Source organism: Streptosporangium saharense, from assembly GCF_014203715.1.
Taxonomy (GTDB): Bacteria; Actinomycetota; Actinomycetes; order Streptosporangiales; family Streptosporangiaceae; genus Streptosporangium; species Streptosporangium saharense.
Map to the genome: position 1 here is coordinate 20,224 of NZ_JACHJP010000012.1, position 20,795 is coordinate 41,018.

A 20,795-nucleotide genomic window follows, 5' to 3' on the forward strand; every position below is an offset into this window, starting at 1 on the left:
GGGGGAGAACTGTCGCTCGGCACGTCTGACGCGCCAAAATTGGTCCGTGGTCAGGATCGGATCGGTGGGGATGAGCGATTGCGAGCGTGGGCAACTTCCGCCGCTGCTGGGTCAACTGTTCGCCGACGGCGGGCAGGGGAGGAGCATCGCGGCCGAGTTGCCTCCGGGAGACGTGGTGTGGGCCGACCCCGACTACTCGCGGTTCGCGCTCGACCATCTCCCGGCCTTCTGGCTGAGTGACGAGGCGGTCCCCGCCGACCTGTGGACCAGGCTCAGGGTCGAGCACGAGCACTCGGGGCTGTGGCCGGTGCTGCTTGAGGACTCCGTCCAGCCGTGGTCGGCCGGGCAGATCGCCCCCGACACCGCGGCCGAGATCGACAACTACCGCGCGGACGCGTTCATGGCCGAGGTGTGGTCGGACTGGGTCGAGCGGACCCACGCCGACCAGCTCGACCTGCTTGCCCCGTACGGCCCGCAGTGCCCGGGGCCGGCCCCCGCGGGCGACCTCATCGCCGACCCCGGCGTGGTCGCCGACTGGTACGCCGGGATGGTCGCCGAGCGCAGGACCCCGCTCGGGCTGGTCGCCGCCGAGCGGGGAGCCGACGTGCTGGCCGTCATGGGCTGGCAGGGCGCGCTCAACCACAACGAGTGGATGGTCCCGCTGGCGGCCGTGCTGCGTAGCTGGGAGGACAGGTTCGGGGTCAGGGTCGTCGGTCTCGGCTTCAACACCCTGGACCTCAGCGTCGCCGCGCCCCCCGTCACCCCGGAGCACGCCCTCCACGTCGCCGCCGAGCACTGGACGTTCTGCCCGGACAGTGTCACCTACAGCTCGGGCACGCTGATCGACTACGCCGAGCGGATCGCGGGAAGGAACGCCTGGTCGTTCTGGTGGGACTGACGGCCGGGGGTCACTTCGGCGGCCGCACCGAGGAGCGGTCGAGCAGGAAGTCCAGCAGCAGCGAAGCCGCCCTACGACTCCCCGGCCAGGATCACCCGTTCCGCCCCGATGGTCTTCCTGATCGGGCCGAGGTCGGCGACGTGCCGGGCGACGGTGTAGCCGGAGACGTCGTCGAGCCGGGTCGACCGGCCGTCTCAGGCTGGTCGTAGGAGTAGCCATCGAAGCCCGACGCGGCCAGCTCCGCACCACTCTCGGGAAGCCTCGTCCGGGATGCTGAAACCACCGTGCAGGAAGATCACCAGCACGGCCAGGCTATACGGGACGCGGAACAGCGGGATTCGGTTCCTCGGCGTGTTGGCGGAGCGCGCTGAGCACTCCCTTGCCCTTGACGTTGAATTTCGAGTCGCACAGCATGATCTGAGGAGTGCAACATTCTTCAACCCCCGATGGAGGAGGCAGATCATGCACCTGAGGTTCCTAGGGAAGGCGACGTCCGGTGGACAGAGCCCGACGCTCTACGCGACGGGCGAGGACTCGTACGTCGTTCAGGGCTGGATCGTCACTGACGAAGCAATCCTGGCCAAGCTTGATCTCGACGACAACGAGACCGTCGTCGAGATCTACGCGCGACTCCTGAGTTTCCTGGAGAATGACGGCCTGAGCGGGACGGTCGGGAACATCGTCCCGCCTATCGTCCACGTCATGGAAAATGGGAACTACGTCGTCAAGGGGGCGAGGGTCGAGGACCCCGCGATCCTCGAACAGATGGACATCCCCAACTACGAGACCTGCGTACTCGTGGAGAAGAGAGTCATGGCCCTGCTGGGCTGAGGAGACCATGGAGCCGATCACCTACCGCGAATTCCAGGATGCGCTTCGGTCGGTCAAGCGTGCATGGCACCTCGAACTACGCGACACCTACAAGGTCACGTACGAGAAGGCCCCGATCGCCAGGTGGAGGAACGGAGAGCCTGAGGATTTCGCGTTCCTGGAAGAATGGCTCTCCTTCGTGCGGGAGGTGACCGACCGCGGCCTGGCGGTCGAGCGACTCCGACTGGTCACCCTCCCGCACACCGAATACACCCAATGGTCCCTGTTCGTTGCCGAGCAGAACGTCGCCGCAGGTGAGGATGTCCGCTACCTGCCGATACGGGAGCCGCTTGGCGTCGCCTTGCCAGCGGAGGACTGCTGGCTCCTCGACGACGACCGGCTGATCCTCAGCCTCTTCGCTCCGGACGGCGAGGCCGGCGGATTCGCGAGGGAAGAAGACCCCGAGTTGATCGCCGAGTACAGGGCGGTTCGTGACGCGCTGTGGCCGATGGGGATTTCTCACTCCGAGTACGTGACCCGGTAGCCTGCGCCCCGTGTCCACGCCCGCCCGTCAGGCTCGCCAGGCTCTTGGCAATCGCCTGCGAGACATCAGGAAAGATGCCCGCCTGACGGGCCGGGCGCTGGCGGCGGAAGCGGGGTGGCACTACAGCCTCGTCTCGAAGATCGAGAACGGTGTCATCAATATCTCCGAAACGCATGTACGCACCTGGTGCCGCATCTGCGCCGCCGTTGATCAGGAGCCCGATCTGATCGCGACCGTCCGCTCCGTCGAGACGATGTTCGTCGAGTGGCGGCGGCTGTTGCGGACCGGTACCAAGAAAAGGCAGCAGGAGAGCGTTCGCTTCGAGGCAGAGACCAATCATTTCCGAGTGTTCGAGCCCTTCCTCATCCCAGGGCTCCTCCAGACCGCCGACTACGCCCTCACGATCCTTTCCCGGTTCATTGAGTTCCAGGGGCTGCCGAACGATGTTGAGGAAGGCGTGCAGGCCCGGATGGAGCGCCAACAGATCCTCTATCGCGGAGACCGCAGATTTCACATGGTCTTCTGCGAGGCAGCGCTCACAATCGGCGTCGCGTCCCCCGGGGTGCTCGTCGGCCAGCTCGACCGGCTCCTGGCACTGTCATCCCTCCCGCGCGTTCACCTCGGCATCATCCCGACGCGAGCTGAGCATAGGTTCCTGCCTCTGCACGGGTTCTGGATCCTCGACGATCGAGAGGTTCTCCTGGAGACGATTTCTGCCGAGGTGAAGCTCACCCAACCGCAAGAGATCAACCTCTACCGGAGGGCTTTCGACCACATGGCGGCCTCGGCTGTATACGGGAAGGAGGCCCGGATCCTGGTCACACGAGCCATCGCAGACCTGGCTGACGAGGCACTTTGATTCAACTTCGTTCAACAACCTGTTCTGCGCCACTTGGCGCACCTAACGTGAACGCCATGAGCGCCGCAGGACGACGGCCCCGGTCGTCGGTTCGACCCAGCGCACGCACCTGGCGTGCGGGGAAGGCTTCTGAGGAGGAGCCATGGAGAACCTGTACGGGATCGACCTCACCAACGCGAACTGGACCAAGCCGTGCGGTGGGAACGTCGGCGACGACTCCCCCGAGAGCTGCATGGAGTTCACCCGCTTCGACGGCGGCATCGCCATCCGCGACTCCAAGGCCCCCGGTGTGGCCCCGATGCGGTTCAGCGACGCTGAGCTGACCGCGTTCCTCGGCGCCATCTGATCCACCTCCATCCTCCACCTCTGACAGGCTCAGCCGCATGACGAAAACCCTGTGGTACGAGCTGCCCCGTGAGGTGCGGGGCGCCGTTCAGCGGGAGGTGGGCGGTGTGGCGGGCGTCGAGGAAGTGTCGGACGGCTTGAACTCCGACCTCACGCTCGCCGCGGAGACCGGGGCCGGCAGGTTGTTCATCAAGGGCTCGAAGCTCGATGACGACCTCAAGACCCGGCAACTGCGGCGGGAGATCTCGATCAGCCCGTACGTCACGCACCTCTCTCCGGCGATGAGGTTCCACGTCGAGGCGGCCGGGTGGCTGGTCGTCGGCTTCGACCACGTGGACGGGCGGCGCGCGGACTACTCGCCGCTCTCTCCCGACATCCCCCTGGTGCTCGATCTGCTCGACCGGCTCAGCGAGACCCCGTGCCCCGACATCCCCCTGCGCGTCTCCGACCGCTCGGCCCACGCCCGGCCGGAGGACCTGCACAGGTTCGACGGTGAGGCGTTGGCGCACTCCGACCTGAACCCGGGCAACGTCCGGATCACCGCAGACGGCCGCGCCTACCTGCTCGACTGGGCACGGTACGTGCGCGGCGCGGCGTGGTCGGACGCGGCAGCCTTCGCGATGTGCCTCATGACCTGCGGACACACTCCCTCCGACGCGGAAGACATCCTGGCCGCGCTCCCCGTCTGGAAGACGGTCGCCCCCGGTGACCTCGACGCGATGGCCTACTACCAGAGCGCCATCCGGACGTCGTGGAGGCCGCGACTCGACCCCTGGACCAACGCTTCCGTGGCTGCCGCGCGCCGCTGGCACGACTACCGGACAGATCTGGCTGCGGGTGGCCGCTGAGGGTGGCCCAACGCGGGAAAGCCCCCCGGCCGGCGCGGGCCACGACGCCGCGAACCCGCCAAACCCCACGGCTACCCCCATTTGCGAATCTTCTTGCGCGGCCGCGGTATCGTCCCGCGCATCGCCCGTCGAGGCGTCGAGCACGCTGATCGACTACGCCGAGCGGATCGCGGGAAGGAACGCCGGGGTCACTTCGGTGGCTGCGCCGAGGAGTGGTCGGGCAGGGCGAGCGGCCGGTCGAGCAGGAAGTCCAGCAGCAGCGAGCGGTACATCCTCGGCTGTCCCCGCTCGACGGCGTGGCCCGCGCCCCGCAGGTAGACCAGCTTCGCCTCGGGCAGCGTGCGCCGGTAGTCGTGGGTCACCGGCCAGGCGACGTAGTCGCACTCGCCCCGCATGACGAGCGAGGGCACCCGCACCCGGCGCAGCGCGGGCCTGGGGTCGGGGACGGCGGCGAAGTCGGCGTTGGTGAGCTGGTTGACGTAGAAGCCCTGCGGGTTGTCGTGCGGCCTGGCGGGCGGGCCCGCCACGCATCCGGTCGCGTCCTTGCCGGTCAGCGCGAGCCGGTGCAGGTGGGAGTCGGCCTCGGCGTCGGGAACCAGCGCGTGCGCCGCCCGCGGGTTGATCCCCATCAGCGTGAACAGGGCCAGCACCCTCGGATCCTCGTTCAGCGCGTCGTAACGGGCGCGCTCCTGCGGGGGAAGCCGGTCCCAGGGGCTGCCGTAGTCGCCGTCGGGGTAGGCGCCCTCCCAGATCGGTCCCGGCGAGACGAAGACCGTCTTCGCGACGTTGCCCGGGTGGGCGGCCATGTACTGGGCGGCGAGCGAACCGCCCCACGACTCCCCGACCAGGATGACCTGTTCGGCACCGACGGTCCTCCTGATCGCGTCGAGGTCGGCGACGTGCCGGGCGACGGTGTAGCCGGAGACGTCGGCGAGCCGGGTCGATCTGCCCGCGCCGAGCTGGTCGTAGGAGTAGACGTCGAAGCCCAGCGCGGCCAGCTCCGTGCCGACCTCGGGAAGCCCCTCGTCCGGGGTGCCGGGACCGCCGTGCAGGAAGATCACCGGGGTGGGACGGGGCCTGGCGGCCCTGAGGGCCACGTAGGCGATCCTGGAGCCGGTCGGCAGGTCCCAGAACCCGGCGCCGGAGGGGACGGGACCCCGGGCGATCACCGGCAGCGGCCGGAACACCGTGACGGCCGCCGTCCCCGCGACCGCCACGGCGACCAGGACCGCGAACACGGCGGCCGCGGTCGTACGGCGGCGCACGCCGTACAGGGCGAAGGAGGGCAGGCCGAGCGGGAACGCGACGAGCACGGTCGCGGCCAGGCCCGCCGCGCACAGCGCCGGAATCACGGCGGTGACGGAGGCCGTGCCGAGGAAGGCGGCGACGCCGCAGGCGGTGGCGACCATGGCGGAGACAACGAGCAGCAGGACTCCGGCCAACCGCCGCGCGAGCCGCGCCCGGGAGCCTCGGGAGAGAAGTGGGGAAGGGTCTGTCATGGATCTCACGCTAGGAACGCCGTTCCCGGCGATCGTCCTGCTCAGGGACCGTTTCCCACCCCGCCGTGCGGCGGGGGGTCACCGCGCCCCGGGGCGGACCAGACCGGCCTCGTAGGCCGCGATGGTGGCCTGCACCCGGTCGCGGACCCCGAGTTCGGCGAGGATCCGCGCGACGTGGTCCTTGACGGTCGCCGGGCTGATGCCCAGCGCCGTCGCGATCTCGGCGTTCGACAGGCCACGGGCCACGTGGAGGAGGACCTCCGTCTCACGGCGGGTGAGGCCGGAGAGCCTGGCGGCCTCCTCGGGGCCGGGCCTGCCGGTGAAACGGTCGATCAGCCTGCGGGTCACCCCGGGGTCGAGCAGCGCGTCGCCCCCGGCGACCACCCGGACCGCGTCGATGATCCGCCCGGGGTCGGCGTCCTTCAGCATGAACCCCGCCGCCCCCGCGCGCAGCGCCGCGAACACGTACTCGTCGAGGCCGAAGGTGGTCAGGACCACCACCCTCGTCGCCGGGACCTCGGCGGTGATCCTCGCCGTGGCGGCCAGCCCGTCGAGTCCGGGCATCCGGATGTCCAGCACCGCCACGTCCGGGCGCAGGGCCGTGGCCTGCGCGAGCGCCGTCTCGCCGTCGGCGGCCTGGCCGACGACCGTCATGTCCGGCTCGGCGTCGAGCACCGCGGTGATGCCGATCCTGACCACCGCCTGGTCGTCGGCGACCGTCACCCGGATCACGCTGGGAACACCTCCGGCAGCCACACCCGAACCCCGTCCTTCGTCTCGGTGACCGTACCGCCCGCCGCGTCCGCCATGGCACGCACCCTCCTGGCCTCCCCGGGCCCGGACAGCGCCAGGCCGTCGTCGAGGTAGGTCACCGTCACCGTCCCGCCGTCGGCCAGCAGCACCTCCGCCAGGCGGTAGGCGGCCACCTCGACCGTCGCGGGCAGCGGGCGGCGCCGTCCCTCGTGCTCGACGACAGCCCCGCGCCTGGCGGCCAGCGCCGCGATCCCGGCGACGACGGGGGGAGGGGTGTCGTCGGCGGGGTCCGAGCCGCCGCGAAGCTCGTCGAGGAGTTCCCTGAGCGCGGTGAGCCCGGCCCTGGCCTCGGCCAGGACCAGGTCGAGCCGCCCAGACTCGGCGGCCTCGACCACGGCCCGCGCCCGTGCCCCCGCCGTACGGCGCAGCCCGGCGGCGATCCGGCTCCGCTCGGCCCTGGCAGCCTCGGCCACCCGCCGGTCGAGGCGGTCCCGGTCGAGGGCCGCCGCCCGTGACCGTCTGCGTCTGCGCCCGCCGACCAGCAGTCCCGCCGCCCACGCCAGCCCCGTCGGTACGGCCAGCCCCAGGCTCAACGTCGCCCACACGGCCAGGGGCGGCCCCGTCATCCCGGAGACCAGGGGGAAGGCGCCGAGCCCGGCGACCGCGAGCGGGGCGGGCCAGCCCCGGGAGCCGTAGGCGCCCACGGTGTACAGCAGCGTCAGCTCGACCCACCAGCATTCGAGGACCAGTTGCGCGGAGTGCGGCGCGGTCAGCCCCGACGCGTCGCACGCCAGCCAGACCAGCAGCGTCCCCTGCGCCACGGCCAGGCTCACCTTCGGCGCCAGGCGGCGTCCGCGCAGCGGCAGGGCGTGCAGCACGAGCAGGACCAGCAGCGACGCGCCGGGGGCGGGGGCGGTGAACGGCTGGGGCACCTCCGTGGCCAGCAGTCCCAGCCCTGCGGGCAGCGCGACCGCGAGCACCACCAGGGCCCAGTCGAGCGCCGCGGCGCCCCGCCAGCTCGCCGTACGGCGTGGCCTGGCGGGGTTCATAGTCTGTGAGGGCAGCGGGAGCGCCGCCCTGACCGTCCACCCGTCCCCGTCCGGGCCCGCCTCCAGCGTCCCTCCCACGGCGCGTACGGCCCCGCCGAGCGAGGCCAGGCCGGTTCCCGCGCCGAGCCCCTCGACGGCGGCCGGACCGCCCTCGTCGGTGACCGTGACCGTCAGGCGCCCCGCGTCCTCCTCGACCAGGACACGCACGGCGGCACCGGTGGCGTAGCGCATCGCGTTCGTCAGACTCTCCCTGACGACGCGGAAGGCGAGCGCGGCGGTTTTGGGCGGCGCTGAGACGGCAGTACGGCGGTAGCCGACCCCGGGACGGCCGTCCACCAGGGCGTCGATGTCGGCCAGGGTCGTCTCGCCGCGCCGGTCGACGCGGGCCAGGCGGTCGAGCTCGGCGACGGCCAGGCGGCCCGCTTCGGCGGCGTGGGCGGTCGCCTCCGCGGCCATGGCGGGGTCGGCGAGCCTCAGGGCCGCGGCCGAGGCGACCGCGATGCCGGTGAGCCGGTGCGCGGCCACGTCGTGGAGCTCGGCGGCCAGCCGGTCACGCTCGGTGGTCGCGGCGAACCTCGGCACGGTGGCCGAGGCGGCGCGGTAGGCGGCGAGCGCGGCCCTGCCCGCCCTGCGGCGCCGGTGGGAGCGGCCGAGGGACCACACGGAGGCGGCGCCGCCCGCGGCGAGTGTGCCGAAGCCCGCGGCGTCCCTGACGCTTCCGTTCATGACGCCGACCGTGACCGCGACCGCGAGGGTGGCGGCGACGGCTCCCATCGCCGCGGTCTCCGCCGTGCCGTACAGGGCCAGCGTGTAGAGCGCGGTGACGGTCACCAGCGCGGCCAGGCAGCAGCCGAGGATCAGCGGCACGCGCCCACGCTACTGCGCGTCACGGCGGCGTGAGCCTCCCACCGGCCCCGCGCCCGGGAGCCGGTGGGAGGGGTTCACACGGTCACACGCGCTGCCAGAGCGCGGGGACGTTGGCGGGCTCCCAGCCGGGCAGGGAGGTGTGCGCCTGCAGGCACCGGTAGGAGGAGCCGCCGTAGGTCACCAGGCTCCCCGCGGTGTAGGAGACACCGGCGGCCCAGGGCTGCGAGGTCGGCGGCGTGGCGGTCGTCGTCACCGTGGGCGTGGAGCTGGGGGAGACCGTGGGGGACACGGTGGGGGTGGGGGTCGGCGTGAGCGTCGGCGTCACCGTGGGCGTCGCGGTCGCCGTCGCCGTGGCGGTCGGCGTGGGGGTGGACACGGTGCCGAAGGTCACGTCGGAGCAGGTGTAGAACGCCTCGGCGCTGTCCGAGCGCTGCCAGATCGAGTAGATGATGTGGCGGCCGGTCTTGGCGGGGAGGCGGCCCTCGATGCGGTACTCGCCGTTGACCTTGGGCGGGTTCTTGACCTTCGCCAGCAGCGTGGAGTCCAGGTCCGACCACTTCAGCGTCTGGAGCGGGTTGAAGCCGTCCTTCGTGATGTAGATCTCGAAGGTGCCGGGGTGGTCGGCGGTGTAGGGGTAGCGGAAGGTGTAGGCGCCACCGCCGGTCGGCAGGGCGGTGGAGGGCCAGTCGGTGCGGGCGGCGTCGTAGGCGTGATACTTGGCGCGTCCCGCGCTGCACAGCTGACCGTCAGGGATGATCTCCCTGTGCTTTCCGTTGGCGGTGCCGATGTTCAACTCGTCCCAGTCGTAGAGCGGCTGGGTGTCCCACTTGCCGACCGCGTCCTTGCAGGCGGGGGTGTCGGGAGACTCGGGGTTCTCCAGATAGCAGGCGTAGACCCGGCTGACGGGCGTTCCCATCGAGCCGTGGGCGGATGCCGAACCGGCCATTACCGTCGACAGAAGGACGGGGACGGCCGCGGCCGTGGCGATCGCGCCGAGCTTCCGCTTGTTCATGAAGCGCTTCTCCTGGGGGGATAAGGGGAGAGAAGATGCAGGTCAGGCCCATGATTACGGGTTATTTATTAGGTAAGTTTCCTAACAGTTTTACCGAACTTAACGCCCTGGGCGGAGTGGGGTCAAGACCCGGCCAATGTCCCTTTCTTGGGGGTTGCAGGTAGATCTTCTGGGGTTTTCATGGCTTTTGCTTTGCTTTGTCCACTTGTGGTGGGTAGTGTCCTAGTTGTTCTCGACCGGTGACTTGCCCTTCACGAGAAGGAGCGGCCGGCAGACGTCGAATCCCGAAGCCTCCCGAGGGCGAAGGGAACCGGGGACCCACCTTCTGGGGTGAATCCGCCGCCACCGCGCGACGGTAGGGCAACTCCACCGCCCGAACCCGTCAGCTAACCCGGTAGACGAGATGGAGAGGAGATCCCCTCATGGATCACGTCGTCGCCTACCCACCGGCACGCGCCGCCATCAGGCGGATCAACTAAGACTTCTCGTCGCGCCCGACCGCGGCACCCCCGCCTCGCACCGCGCTCCGTGTGCGCCCGCCTGTTCTGGTGTGGCCCCTCTTCCCTGTGAGCGCTCACGCCCCGTGCCCCGTTGACCGTGGAACGTTTCCGGTCAGGCACGCGCGGCTGTCCTGTTCCCTCGTGAAAGAGCCCTGACTTCATGCGTTTCTCCGCTGCCCTGCGTCATCGTCTGATCGCCGCCACCCTCCTGAGCGCGAGTGTCCTGACCTCAGCGGGTGTCGTCTCCGCGCTTCCCGCCACGGCCGACACCGGCACCGGAACCACCGCCGCCTCCACCCCCGCCACCGAGCCCGTCCTGCTCAAGGGCTCCACCAAGGCCTCCTACTTCTGGGACGACTCCTCGGGCCGCGCCGGCGACACCGGCCTTCCCGCGAGCGGCAAGCCCATGCAGAAGGGCATGATCGCCAGCCCGAGCTGGCCGCTGCTCACCGAGGGCTACGTCCTCTACAACGGCAAGAAGGCCAAGTTCTTCGTCGGCGACCGCGGTCCCGGCGTCCCGTCGAGCAGTGGCGTCATGATCGACCTCGACGCCAAGACCTTCGCCGACCTGACCGGTGGCACCTTCAACTCCAGCACGCTGGGCGTGGACGGCGTCGACGGCCAGGGCCACATCAAGGTCGAGTACGTCATCACCAAGTGGGGCGACGGCGTCGGCAAGAAGAACTACCCCGTGGCCTACGCCAGCGGAGCCTGGAAGGTCATGGACCACAACCCGGCCACGCCGCCGCAGACCGCCCTGGCCGACGCGTCGCAGCCCTGAGCTCCCCGTCTGCCGAAATATCCCCCAAAATCCCCCGAACCCCCGAAAAATCCCCCTGAAGATCCCTCGAAGTCCGAGACCCCCTCAGGAAAGACGAGGGCGGGCAGCCCGCACGGGCCGCCCGCCCTCGTTCCGCGTTCTGGGCCGGACCTCAGATCTCCAGCTTCTCCTCGGTGCCGCGCAGGTTGTGCCTGGCGAGCGCCAGGTTGGCCCGGTTGCGGTCGAGCGCGAGGTAGAGGAACAGCCCCTTGCCGCCCCTGCCGCTGACTGGGCGGATCAGGTGGTACTGGTTGGTCAGCGTGATCAGGATGTCCTCGATGCCGTCCTTGATGCCCAGCGACTCCATGGTCCGCATCTTGGCCCTGACGACCTCGGTGTTACCGGCCGCGGCGACCTGCAGGTCGAGGTCCTTGGAGCCGCCGACCACACCCAGCGCCATGCCGCTGTTGTAGTCCACGACCGCCGCGCCGACGGCACCGTCGATCGCCATCATCTCCTTGAGGGAGATGTCCATGTTGCCCATTCATTCCTCCGGTCACTGGGTTGTCCAAACACGGGATGTGATGGCGGCCAGATTCGCCGCTGTCTTGCGCCCCTCAAGTCGCAGCAGCCCGAGGTTGGTTCCCGGGCGGGCGAGGACTGTGAGGACGATTTTTGGGCCCGCGGCGTAGAGGACCGCGTAGCCTTCGCCCGCGGAGACCAGCGTCTCCTCGAAGGCTCCCTTGCCCGTCATGTTCGCCATCCGGCGGCTGAGGGCCAGCAGCGCGGAGGACAGGGCGCCGGTCTGCTCGGCGAAACCGCCGTCCATGTCGCTGGCTATCGTCAGGCCGTCGGCGCTGCACACGACGCTTCCGTCCACATCGGGTATCCGCTCACGCAGCCGGGCCATCTCCTGGCGCACCTCGTCGCGGAGTTCCACCGGCACCCTCCTTCCGATCCGCTTCAGCGTCCGCAGTCTTATGGGCATCCTCAGGGGCATCGGACCGGGCTCACGTGAGTGCCTCCAGCGCGTTCCTCAGCCGGATGAGCAGGTCCACGTCGGTTGGATCACCCGCCGTCACGGCCTCTCCCACCAGCTCGGGGAGCGGCCCCGTGAGCGGTCCCGTGGGAGGCCAGCGCGTGCTCTCCCTGGTGTACGGCGCGCCCGCCCCCGCCTGCCCGATCTCGCTGGCCCCGGCCACCCGCCTGGGCAGCTCCCCACGTTCCGGCGCCGCGGTGATCTCCCCCCGCGGCAGGCGCAGCAGCCCGGCCGCCGCCAGTTGCCGTACGGCCAGCAGCACCGCGTAGGCGGGTCTGCCGAGCCGGTGCGCCAGCTCGACCGGGGTCGCCGTGGCGTCGGCGCGGGCCACGACCTCCCACTGCAGGGAGGTCAGGACCACCCGCTGCGCGGGAACACGGCCGACGGGGACGACCGGGAGCGAGTCCAGATCGGCGGACGGCCAGGTCCGGTCCAACTGCGTCCTCCTTCTCGCGCACTCCCGCAGGAGTCCGGTCATGTCGAAGTACCTCTGCGGTCCGAGCCAGTGCCGCTCACCCCGCCTGAACAGCGTCCTGCGCACGGGGGAGCCGAGCAGGAAGAACACCGCGTCCAGCACCGCGCAGAGCACGCAGAACTCCAGCTCGACCCTGGTGAGCACCCCCTGGGCGAGCAGCGCCGCGCCCCCCGCGCCGTCCGCGCCGCTCACGTCCCCGGTGCCGCCGGTCCCACCGGCCCGCATCGCCTGCCGTACGGCCTGGCCGGAGATCCTGCCGTGGGCCAGGAGCAGGTCCTCGACCCGTGGGGCGGCGGGGCTCTCGGCGTAGGTGACCCGGCCGTCGGTGAGATAGAACGTGCCGCCCCCCTCCAGGTGGAGGGCGCCGGTCGCGCGGTTCGCGGACAGTTCGCTGAGCGCCTTCTGCGTGGTCGGCACGGCGCGTCACATCGTGGTCAGACGGCCGGACAGGGACTGGAGCCGATGGCGCGCCAGCGCCAGATTCGCGCGATGCATGTCAAGGCGGACATAAATCACGAGTGGGCCGTCGAACACCGTTTCCAGAGGTTTCAGTAAATGGTGTCCGTCGTCAGTGGTTATGATCACATCACGGATCTTGACGGTCTCGCCGGGGGAGCTCATGGCGAGGCCGTCGAGCATCGCCCGCAGGGTCTCGCCGAGCCCCGCCGCGGACCTGTCCACGTCGAGCTCACGGGTCACACCGCCGCTGGCCACGGCCGTCCCGCTGGTCTGATCGATCAGGATCGCGTCCAGCGCGCCGGGGATGGCCATGACCTCGGCCAGGCAGCCTTCGATTCCGAGCACGGGATCTCCCTCGCCAACGACTTCACAACGCCGCCCGGTCAGCGTAGGGAAATCACTCCGAACCCGGAGCTACTCATGAAAAGTCGGATATGGCGAGGAAAAGAATTCCGCCGGACGGTAGAAGATTTCTCCCCCGATGTAGGAAATATTGCTACTCCTCAGAGATGAGCGCTTTCTCATCGGGCTTGTGAACAAGAACATTTTTCACATATGACGCGACGGAAGCGGGCAGTCCGACGTCCTGCCCGGCCTTCTCCGACATGAACCAGCGGTGGTCGAGCACCTCGTGGAAGAGCTGGGCGGGTTCGAGCTTGCGCCGCATCTCCGCCGGAACGGCCTCGACGGTCGGCTGGAAGACCTCGGCCAGCCAGTGGTGGGCCACGATCGCCTCGTCCTCGTGGCGCAGACCACGCGCGACCCGGAAGGCGTCGAGGTCGTTGAGCAGCCGCCTGGCCTGGTTCTCCTCGACGTCCAGACCGGTGAGCCTGAGCAGCCTGCGCTGGTGGTGGCCCGCGTCGACCACCTTGGGACGCACGACCAGTCGTCCCGTGCCCGCCTTGCGGCGGACCATCATCTCGGCGACGTCGAAGCCGAGGTCGTTCAGCCTGCGGATCCGCTGGTCCACGCGGTGCCAGTCGACCTCGTCGATGATCTCGTCGGAGGTCAGCTCGCCCCAGAGCCGGTGGTAGCGCGCGCAGACCGAGTCGGCGACCTCCTCGGGGTCGATCGAGGAGTGCAGCAGCTCGCCCGCCTGCAGGTCGAGCATCTCGCCGAACAGGTTGACGTGCGCGAGGTCGATGTCGTGCAGCCGCTGCCCCTCGCTGATCATGGGGTGCAGCTCCCCGGTCTCCGCGTCGACCAGGTAGGCGGCGAAGGAGCCCGCGTCCCTGCGGAACAGCACGTTCGACAGCGAGCAGTCACCCCAGTAGAAACCGGTCAGGTGCAGCCGCACCAGCAGTACGGCCAGCGCGTCGAGCAGCCGGGTGAGCGTCTCGGGGCGGACGGTTCCCGACATGACCGCCCGGTAGGGCAGGGAGAACTGCAGGTGCTGGGTGACCAGGGCGGAGTCGAGCGGCTCGCCGTCCGCGTCCGTCCTGCCGGTGACCACGGCCACCGGCTCGACCGAGGGGGCGTCCAGCCGGTTCAGGTCCCACAGCAGGCGGTACTCGCGTTTGGCGTAGTACTCGCTGATCTCCTTGATCGCGTAGACCCTCCCGGAGAGCCTGGCGAAGCGCACCACGTGCCGGGAGATGCCGCGGGGCAGGGAGACCAGGTGGTGGTCGGGCCAGCGCTCAAGGGGGACGTCCCAGGGCAGCCGGATCAGGTCCGGGTCGCTCGGGGTGCCGGTGAGCTGCAGGGGCATCGCGTCGGTCCTCACGTCGAGGGGAGCCGAGGTCAGTCCTCGGAGAAGGGGAAGGCCGGGGCCTGGCGGCGCCGTACGACCGCGGAGAGCTGTTCCTCGGTGAGCGTCGTCGGCTCACCGAGAGCCCTGGCCCGCACGTAGACCTCGCACAGCCATTCGAGCAGCCTGGCCGCCTCGAAGGCCTCGGGCAGGTCGGCGCCGAGGGTCACCCCGCCGTGGTTGGCCAGCAGCACCGCCCGCCGGTCGCCGAGGGCGGCCATGACGTTCGCGGCCAGTTCGGCGGTGCCGTACGTGGCGTAGCCGGCGACCTGGACGACGCCGCCGAGCAGCGTCGTGTTGTAGTGGACCGGCGGCAGCTCGGTCAGCGCCGCCGAGACCACGGTGGCGAAGGTCGAGTGGGTGTGCACGATGGCGGCCGTACCGGTCGCCGCGTAGATCGCCAGGTGCATGGGGGTCTCCGAGGACGGCGACAGGTCTCCCTCGACCAGGTCGCCCCCGACGCCGACGACCGGGCAGGCCTCGGGTTCGAGCCGGTCCAGGGCCAGACCGCCAGGGGTCACCGCGACCAGGTCGCCGAGACGGACGCTGAGATTGCCCGACGTCCCGAGGACGAGGCCGGTCTCGACGACCCGGCGACCGTGGTCACACAGCAGCCGACGCTGCTCCGCCAGCAACATGCCCCAAAAGTAGGGTCTTGCGGTGGTATGCGGCAAACCGCCATTATCTGGTCTAGACCGGCCCTTCCCAAAAGGTTGCCCTAGGACCTAGATTCTTTACTCACGCGCAGGTCGCGAGTCAATGGCGATGTGCGAAGTATCGGGTACTGTGTGCAAATCTGTCAGGGTCAGGATTGCTTTGCTGTCTCGTTGCTACCGGATATGTCGCAGGGACATCACGGCTCGGTCTAGACCGGCTGCGAACCCTTGACGCTGTAGTCCGGGGCTACGTACCTTCAGGCAAACGTTTAGGAAACTTTCCTAATTGATCCCCCGCCCAGGAGGGTTACAATGTCCTACTCGGCCGGTACGCCCGGAGATATCACCCGGCGGCAGATGCTCCGCCGGATCGGCCTGACCGCCCTCGTCGCAGGCCCCGCCGCAGGACTGCTCAGCGCGTGCGCGACCGGGGGCAGCAACGCTCCCGCCGCCACGACCTCCGCGGCCCCCTCCTCCGGCGGTGCGGTCTCCGCGGCCAACCCGTTCGGTGTCGCCGCCAACGCCCCCCTTGAGGTCGTCATCTTCAAGGGTGGTCTCGGCGACAGCTACGCCACCGACGTCCACGAGCCGCTGTACAAGAAGACCTTCCCCCAGGCCACTGTCAAGCACGTCGCGACCCAGCAGATCGCGCAGACCCTGCAGCCCCGCTTCGCCAGCGGCGACGTGCCCGACGTCATCGCCAACTCCGGCACCGACCTCATGGACACCGGCGCCCTGCAGCAGGAGGGCCAGCTCCAGGACCTCACCGAGCTGTGGGACGCCCCCTCGATCGACGACCCCGCCAAGAAGGTGCGCGACACGGTCGCCCCGGGCACCATCGAGTCGGGCCTCATCGACAACAAGCCGTACCTGATGAACTACGTGTTCTCCGCCTACGGCCTGTGGTACGACTCGGCCCTGTTCGAGAAGAACGGCTGGACCCCGCCGAAGACCTTCGAGGAGTTCAAGGCCCTCGCCGAGAAGATCAAGGCCGCGGGCATCACCCCGTTCGCCTACGCGGGCAAGAACGCCTCCTACTACGCCTTCTGGATGATCCTCATCTCCGCCGCGAAGATCGAGGGCAACCAGGTCCTCATCGACATCGACAACCTTGAGGACGGCGTCTGGAAGCGTGACTCCGTCAAGCAGTCCGCCGCCGCCTGGGCCGAGATCGGCAAGTACATGGACAAGTCCTTCGAGGGCCTGATCCACACCGAGGTGCAGACCCGCCAGAACCAGGGCAAGGTCGCCCTCTACCCGTCGGGCTCCTGGCTGGAGAACGAGCAGAAGAGCCAGACCCCCGAGGGCTTCAAGTACGCCCTGACGCCCACCCCCAGCGTCACCGCCGCGGACAAGATGCCCTTCGAGGCCATCCGCGCCGCCGCGGGCGAGGCCTACATCGTCCCCTCCAAGGCCAAGAACCCCAAGGGTGGCCTTGAGTACCTGCGCATCATGCTCTCCAAGGAGGGCGCGCGCGGCTTCACCGAGAAGTCCGGCAACATCACCGTCGTGACCGGTGCCGCCGACGGCCTGGACCTGTCGCCCGGCAACGCCAGCCTCAGCGCCGCCCAGACCGCCGCGGGCCAGAACATCGTCACCTTCAGCTCCTTCGAGAACTGGTACAAGGAGCTGGAGACCGAGCTGCGCAAGCAGACCAACGCCCTCATGTTCGGCCGCATCACCGCCGACCAATTCTGCGACAACATGCAGAAGGCCGCCGACAAGACGAAGTCCGACTCTTCGATCACCAAGCAGAAGCGGACGGTGTAGTCCCCCATGCGGCATGGCAGGTACCGGTTCATCTTCGGCTTTCTCGCCGCGCCGGTGATCCTCTACGTGGTCTTCGTGATCAGCCCGTACATACAGGCTTTCTACATCTCGTTGACCAACTGGAAGGGCATCTCGGCGAACCCTCAGTTCATCGGCCTGGAGAACTACACCCGGCTGCTGGACGACGAGGTCTTCTGGGCCGCGGTGCGTCACCACGGTGTCCTGTTGCTTGTCATGCCGCTGGTCACCATTGTGATCGCCCTGTTCTTCTCCTTCCTGCTCAACCTGAGCGGAGGGCAGCGGGGCGGACAGATGAGAGGAATCTGGGGTTCGAAGGTCTATCGTGTGATCTTCTTCCTGCCCCAGGTCCTCGCCGTGGCCATCGTCGGCGTTCTCTTCCAGGCGATCTACCGCCCCGACGAGAGCGGCGTCATCAACGGCCTGCTCGGCCTGGTCGGTATCGACCCGGTCGGCTGGCTGATCGCCCCCGACCTCGCGCTGTGGTCGATCATCGGGGTGATGGTCTGGCAGGCGGTCGGCTTCTACGTCGTGCTGTTCTCCGCGGGCATGTCCTCCATCCCCAAGGACGTCTTCGAGGCCGCCGAGCTTGACGGCGCGAACCGGAGCACGCTCTTCTTCAAGATCACCCTCCCGCTGCTGTGGGACACCATGCAGGTCGCCTGGGTCTACCTGGGCATCGCGGCCTTCGACGCCTTCGCGCTGGTGCAGGTGCTCTCGGTCGACCGGGGCGGTCCGGACAACTCGACCACGGTCCTCCCGCTGGAGATCTGGCGGACCGCGTTCAACTTCTCCAAGTTCGGCTACGCGTCGGCGATGGGCGTGGTGCTCTTCTTCATGACCATCACGTTCGCGGCGCTCACCCTGCGCGTGACCAGGCGCGAGAGGATCGAGTTCTGATGGTTTCCAAGCCCGCCTCCCACGGCAGGCCGAGGCGCAGGCGCAACCCCCTGGGAGCCTTCGGCGCGCTGTCCCACCTGGCGCTGCTCGTCTGGGCGATCCTGATCATCGGCCCGATCCTGTGGACGTTCCTGGGCTCCTTCAAGTCCAACGCCGAGATCTTCGGTGATCCCATCACGCTCCCCGCGACCTACCACTGGGACGCCTGGGGAAGGGCCTTCCAGAAGGCCCACATCGGCCAGTACATGATCAACACGGTCTTCGTGGTGACCTGCAGTACCGCGCTGACCATGCTGCTCGGCTCGATGGCGGCCTACGTGCTGGCTCGCTACAGCTTCCCCGGCAACCGGGCGATCTACTTCCTGTTCGTCTCGGGCATGACCTTCCCGGTCTTCCTGGCGCTGGTCCCGCTGTTCTTCGTGGTGCGCAACCTCGGCCTGCTCGACACCCACTTCGGGGTGATCCTGGTCTACGTCGCCTACTCGCTGCCGTTCACGGTCTTCTTCCTGTCGGCGTTCTTCAAGACGCTGCCCACCTCGGTGGCGGAGGCGGCGCTGATGGACGGCTGCTCGCACACCAGGACGTTCTTCCAGATCATGGTGCCGATGGCCAAGCCCGGCCTGGTCAGCATCACGATCTTCAACATCCTGGGCCAGTGGAACCAGTACCTCCTGCCGATCGTGCTGCTGTCCGGCAACGTCGAGGACAAGTGGCTGATCACCCAGGGCATCGCGAACATCTCGACGAACGCGGGCTACGAGGCCGACTGGCCGGGCCTGTTCGCCGCGCTGAGCATGGCGATCATCCCCGTCATGATCGTGTACATCATCTTCCAGCGTCAGATCCAGTCGGGCCTGACGTCGGGCGCCGTCAAATGACCTCGCCCCGCCGGTAATCCGGCGGGGACGCGGGGGAGTCGTTCTTAGGCGCGTTCCGTGGATCTTGTCGCGGGACGCGCCGAGCCCGACACGAGACCCCGCCCCGGAGAGTCATGCCAGTTCTGGAACCTCCGGCCTTTCCCTTCCCGTTCTTCGGGGCGGGGGAGGCCGGTTACTACATGTGGGCCGAGGTGCACGTGCGCTTCGCCCGCGAACCCTCGATCTCCCAGCGTGAGACCATCGCCGAGACCGTTCCCTGCCCGCTGCGGGAGACGGTCGAGTGGTGCGGGGGCCGTCAGCTCACGGTGGCCAGCGGCCTGTTCCTGCACGAGATCCTCGCCCGCGCCTACCCCGCCGCGGGCGGCGAGCGCGACCGGGTCGGCGACGACGGATGGTTGCGCGCGGCCCCCTCGCGGGTCGCCGCGCTCAACGCCGCCATCGACGACTGGCTCCGCCTGATCCACGGCCAGTGCCCGATCCTGCTGGCCTACCGCGCCGAGGACCCCGACGCGGGCGGCACCCGCCTGTCCGGTTGGCACGACTGGAGTCTCACCCGCCTGCCCGACCTGCTGGACGAACTCGACGGCCTCCTCGACGAGACCGGCCACGCCGCGGCCATGACGAGAGGGGTCATGGCGATGGCGCGGCGCGCCGGGGCGCTGTCGGGGCTTGGCGCCGCGACGGCGGGCGTGATCTCCTGGACCGATGGACCTGCTTGACGACTCCGCGATCGAGCGGAGACTGGCCGACCTGCCCGGCTGGCGGCGCGAGGGCGACGAGATCCGCCGGACGATCACCGCCAGGGACTTCCCCTCGGCCATCCGCGTCGTCGACGAGGTCGCCACAGAAGCCGAGAGGATGAACCACCATCCCGACATCGACATCCGCTGGCGCACCCTCCACCTGGCGCTGTCCACCCACGACGCGGGCGGCCTGACCGACCTGGACTTCACCCTCGCCGCCCGCATCGACGAGATCGCCGAGCCGTACGGCCGGACCTAGGGGGTGGCCGTGGCCAGCCGTTCCTGTTCGGTGAGGAGCGCGTCCAGCGCCTCGGCGTCGTCGGCGTGGACGGTCATGGCGAGGTTCGCGGCCAGCTGGTCCCTGGACAGGGCCCTGGTCAGCCGGGTCGCGTACCACCGGCCGGTGTCGCTGCGCCAGATGGACCACGTTCCGGCGTAGCGTCCGAGGACGTGCTCCACGTCCGTCTCTTCCACGGTTTCTTCCACAGAGGACCGCACTCTGTCACCACCTTCGTGCTCGCCTGTCGCACCCCATGATGGGTTCGCGGCGGGGGAGCCGGTAGTGAGAGGTGCTCTCCGCGAGGCTGAGAGGAGCTTTCCTGCGGGCGGCTCTCAGGACGTCTCGGGGATGCGCGACATCATCCGTTCCATGCCGTTGACCCAGTTGTCCCGCAGGGCCGTCGCCGCCCCTTCGAGGTCGCGGGCGATCAGGCGCTCGGCGATCCTGCAGTGCTCCTCGGCGGCGCGCTCCATCGGGGTGCTCTCCCCGGCGACCAGGTGCGAGTAGCGGCGCATCCCCGCCTTGACGCTGGTGATCAGGTCGAGCAGCCGCTCGTTACGGCAACCGCCGAGCAGCAGGTCATGCCACTCGTCGTCGTGGCGCTCGATGTCCTGCTGCTCGGCGATGTTGTCGGAGAAGTCCTGGGCCAGCCTGAGTAAGTCGGGGGCGACCCGCCGCAGGTAGGCGGGCTCGGAGCTGTCCAGCGCCAGCGCCTCAAGCGCCGCCACGATGGCGCACAGCTCGCGGAACTCTTTTCGGCTCACCGGCGCGAACCGAAAACCCCTGCCCTGGTTGCTCTCCAGCACCCCCTCGCCCGCGAGCGTGATCAGCGCCTCACGCAGTGGGGTACGGCTGACGCCCAGTTCGGCGGCGAGCGCGGCCTCGTTGATGTCCGTTCCGGCCGCGAAGTCCCCCCGGTCGAGCCTGAGCATGAGCTCGTCGCGGATCTGTTCGCGGAGGGGGCGCCGCTCGATCGGCATGGCTCTCCTTGGCATTGATCTTGACCGAAACCTACCACTTGACGCAGTACAAAATACTGCACTATGAATTCTGCATACAAAATAGTACATGTCATAGATCGGAGTT

At 69.1% G+C, this 20,795-nt stretch carries 24 protein-coding genes and 1 riboswitch; of the genes, 12 read left to right on the top strand and 12 right to left on the bottom strand.

The window, feature by feature from the left end:
• Positions 1 to 70 precede the first annotated feature (70 nt).
• From FHS44_RS35220 to FHS44_RS35245, 6 genes are all read left to right on the top strand, one after another.
• Entirely contained in the window at positions 71 to 898 is an 828-nt protein-coding gene (locus FHS44_RS35220) for a DUF4253 domain-containing protein (protein ID WP_184724089.1), read from the top strand.
• A gap of 270 nt (positions 899 to 1,168) precedes the next feature.
• Positions 1,169 to 1,729, top strand: a complete 561-nt coding sequence (locus FHS44_RS35225; protein WP_184723400.1) for a hypothetical protein — start codon at positions 1,169 to 1,171, stop codon at positions 1,727 to 1,729.
• 7 nt (positions 1,730 to 1,736) lie between these two features.
• Positions 1,737 to 2,252, top strand: a complete 516-nt coding sequence (locus FHS44_RS35230; protein WP_184723403.1) for a DUF6879 family protein — start codon at positions 1,737 to 1,739, stop codon at positions 2,250 to 2,252.
• A 10-nt stretch (positions 2,253 to 2,262) separates the two neighbouring features.
• Positions 2,263 to 3,111, top strand: a complete 849-nt coding sequence (locus tag FHS44_RS35235; protein WP_184723406.1) for a helix-turn-helix domain-containing protein — start codon at positions 2,263 to 2,265, stop codon at positions 3,109 to 3,111.
• Between the two features lie 142 nt (positions 3,112 to 3,253).
• Positions 3,254 to 3,457, top strand: a complete 204-nt coding sequence (locus FHS44_RS35240) for a DUF397 domain-containing protein (RefSeq protein WP_184723409.1) — start codon at positions 3,254 to 3,256, stop codon at positions 3,455 to 3,457.
• Between the two features lie 37 nt (positions 3,458 to 3,494).
• Positions 3,495 to 4,304 carry a protein kinase family protein gene (locus FHS44_RS35245; RefSeq protein WP_184723412.1) on the top strand — a complete coding sequence of 270 codons (810 nt, stop codon included), beginning with the start codon at positions 3,495 to 3,497 and terminating at the stop codon, positions 4,302 to 4,304.
• Positions 4,305 to 4,492: 188 nt separating this feature from the next.
• On the opposite strand, the gene FHS44_RS35250 is transcribed toward FHS44_RS35245, so the two are convergent.
• The 4 genes from FHS44_RS35250 to FHS44_RS35260 all read right to left on the bottom strand — a co-directional run bounded on the left by FHS44_RS35250 (position 4,493) and on the right by FHS44_RS35260 (position 9,484).
• Positions 4,493 to 5,803, bottom strand: coding sequence for an alpha/beta fold hydrolase (locus FHS44_RS35250; protein WP_184723415.1), 1,311 nt, complete (start codon positions 5,801 to 5,803; stop codon positions 4,493 to 4,495).
• A gap of 78 nt (positions 5,804 to 5,881) precedes the next feature.
• Complete coding sequence (locus FHS44_RS41400; RefSeq protein WP_312863942.1) at positions 5,882 to 6,535, bottom strand: response regulator; 654 nt, start codon at positions 6,533 to 6,535, stop codon at positions 5,882 to 5,884.
• The gene (locus tag FHS44_RS41405; protein ID WP_312863943.1) at positions 6,532 to 8,472 is read right to left on the bottom strand and encodes a sensor histidine kinase; all 1,941 of its coding nucleotides are present in this window, start codon (positions 8,470 to 8,472) and stop codon (positions 6,532 to 6,534) included. Before FHS44_RS41405 ends, FHS44_RS41400 begins: the two co-directional genes overlap by 4 nt.
• 82 nt (positions 8,473 to 8,554) lie before the next feature.
• On the bottom strand, positions 8,555 to 9,484 hold the full coding sequence (locus FHS44_RS35260) for a lytic polysaccharide monooxygenase (protein ID WP_184723418.1): 930 nt from the start codon (positions 9,482 to 9,484) through the stop codon (positions 8,555 to 8,557).
• A 270-nt stretch (positions 9,485 to 9,754) separates the two neighbouring features.
• A riboswitch (cyclic di-AMP (ydaO/yuaA leader) is annotated at positions 9,755 to 9,900 on the top strand.
• A gap of 244 nt (positions 9,901 to 10,144) precedes the next feature.
• Between FHS44_RS35260 and FHS44_RS42565 the strand changes: the two genes are divergently transcribed.
• Entirely contained in the window at positions 10,145 to 10,765 is a 621-nt protein-coding gene (locus tag FHS44_RS42565; protein ID WP_184723421.1) for a hypothetical protein, read from the top strand.
• A 151-nt stretch (positions 10,766 to 10,916) separates the two neighbouring features.
• Here FHS44_RS42565 and FHS44_RS35270 read toward each other — a convergent pair whose 3' ends face one another.
• From FHS44_RS35270 to FHS44_RS35295, 6 genes are all read right to left on the bottom strand, one after another.
• On the bottom strand, positions 10,917 to 11,288 hold the full coding sequence (locus FHS44_RS35270) for a hypothetical protein (RefSeq protein WP_184723424.1): 372 nt from the start codon (positions 11,286 to 11,288) through the stop codon (positions 10,917 to 10,919).
• A 12-nt stretch (positions 11,289 to 11,300) separates the two neighbouring features.
• A complete protein-coding gene (locus FHS44_RS35275; RefSeq protein ID WP_184723440.1) occupies positions 11,301 to 11,684 on the bottom strand; it encodes a roadblock/LC7 domain-containing protein in 384 nt (127 codons plus the stop codon).
• Between the two features lie 70 nt (positions 11,685 to 11,754).
• The gene (locus FHS44_RS35280; protein WP_184723443.1) at positions 11,755 to 12,675 is read right to left on the bottom strand and encodes a hypothetical protein; all 921 of its coding nucleotides are present in this window, start codon (positions 12,673 to 12,675) and stop codon (positions 11,755 to 11,757) included.
• Between the two features lie 6 nt (positions 12,676 to 12,681).
• Positions 12,682 to 13,062 carry a roadblock/LC7 domain-containing protein gene (locus tag FHS44_RS35285; protein ID WP_184723446.1) on the bottom strand — a complete coding sequence of 127 codons (381 nt, stop codon included), beginning with the start codon at positions 13,060 to 13,062 and terminating at the stop codon, positions 12,682 to 12,684.
• Positions 13,063 to 13,213: 151 nt separating this feature from the next.
• Positions 13,214 to 14,425, bottom strand: a complete 1,212-nt coding sequence (locus FHS44_RS35290) for a DUF4032 domain-containing protein (protein ID WP_184723449.1) — start codon at positions 14,423 to 14,425, stop codon at positions 13,214 to 13,216.
• 32 nt (positions 14,426 to 14,457) lie between these two features.
• A complete protein-coding gene (locus FHS44_RS35295) occupies positions 14,458 to 15,102 on the bottom strand; it encodes a class II aldolase/adducin family protein (RefSeq protein WP_184723452.1) in 645 nt (214 codons plus the stop codon).
• A gap of 330 nt (positions 15,103 to 15,432) precedes the next feature.
• Here FHS44_RS35295 and ngcE point away from each other — a divergent pair, with 330 nt between their 5' ends.
• The 5 genes from ngcE (at position 15,433) to FHS44_RS35320 (ending at position 19,688) form a co-directional block, all read left to right on the top strand.
• Positions 15,433 to 16,890, top strand: coding sequence for an N-acetylglucosamine/diacetylchitobiose ABC transporter substrate-binding protein (ngcE, locus tag FHS44_RS35300; RefSeq protein WP_184723455.1), 1,458 nt, complete (start codon positions 15,433 to 15,435; stop codon positions 16,888 to 16,890).
• A gap of 6 nt (positions 16,891 to 16,896) precedes the next feature.
• Complete coding sequence (locus FHS44_RS35305) at positions 16,897 to 17,808, top strand: carbohydrate ABC transporter permease (protein ID WP_184723458.1); 912 nt, start codon at positions 16,897 to 16,899, stop codon at positions 17,806 to 17,808.
• Positions 17,808 to 18,686 (top strand): carbohydrate ABC transporter permease, encoded by an 879-nt coding sequence (locus FHS44_RS35310; RefSeq protein ID WP_184723460.1) that lies wholly within the window; start codon positions 17,808 to 17,810, stop codon positions 18,684 to 18,686. The genes FHS44_RS35305 and FHS44_RS35310 overlap by 1 nt, the downstream gene beginning before the upstream one ends.
• A 113-nt stretch (positions 18,687 to 18,799) precedes the next feature.
• On the top strand, positions 18,800 to 19,405 hold the full coding sequence (locus FHS44_RS35315) for a hypothetical protein (RefSeq protein WP_184723463.1): 606 nt from the start codon (positions 18,800 to 18,802) through the stop codon (positions 19,403 to 19,405).
• Positions 19,392 to 19,688, top strand: coding sequence for a 4a-hydroxytetrahydrobiopterin dehydratase (locus FHS44_RS35320; protein WP_184723466.1), 297 nt, complete (start codon positions 19,392 to 19,394; stop codon positions 19,686 to 19,688). Before FHS44_RS35315 ends, FHS44_RS35320 begins: the two co-directional genes overlap by 14 nt.
• Here FHS44_RS35320 and FHS44_RS35325 read toward each other — a convergent pair.
• Together FHS44_RS35325 and FHS44_RS35330 are read right to left on the bottom strand one after the other, a co-directional pair.
• Complete coding sequence (locus tag FHS44_RS35325; protein ID WP_184723469.1) at positions 19,685 to 19,903, bottom strand: hypothetical protein; 219 nt, start codon at positions 19,901 to 19,903, stop codon at positions 19,685 to 19,687. The genes FHS44_RS35320 and FHS44_RS35325 overlap by 4 nt on opposite strands.
• A gap of 138 nt (positions 19,904 to 20,041) precedes the next feature.
• Positions 20,042 to 20,689 carry a GntR family transcriptional regulator gene (locus FHS44_RS35330; protein ID WP_184723472.1) on the bottom strand — a complete coding sequence of 216 codons (648 nt, stop codon included), beginning with the start codon at positions 20,687 to 20,689 and terminating at the stop codon, positions 20,042 to 20,044.
• Positions 20,690 to 20,795 lie beyond the last annotated feature (106 nt).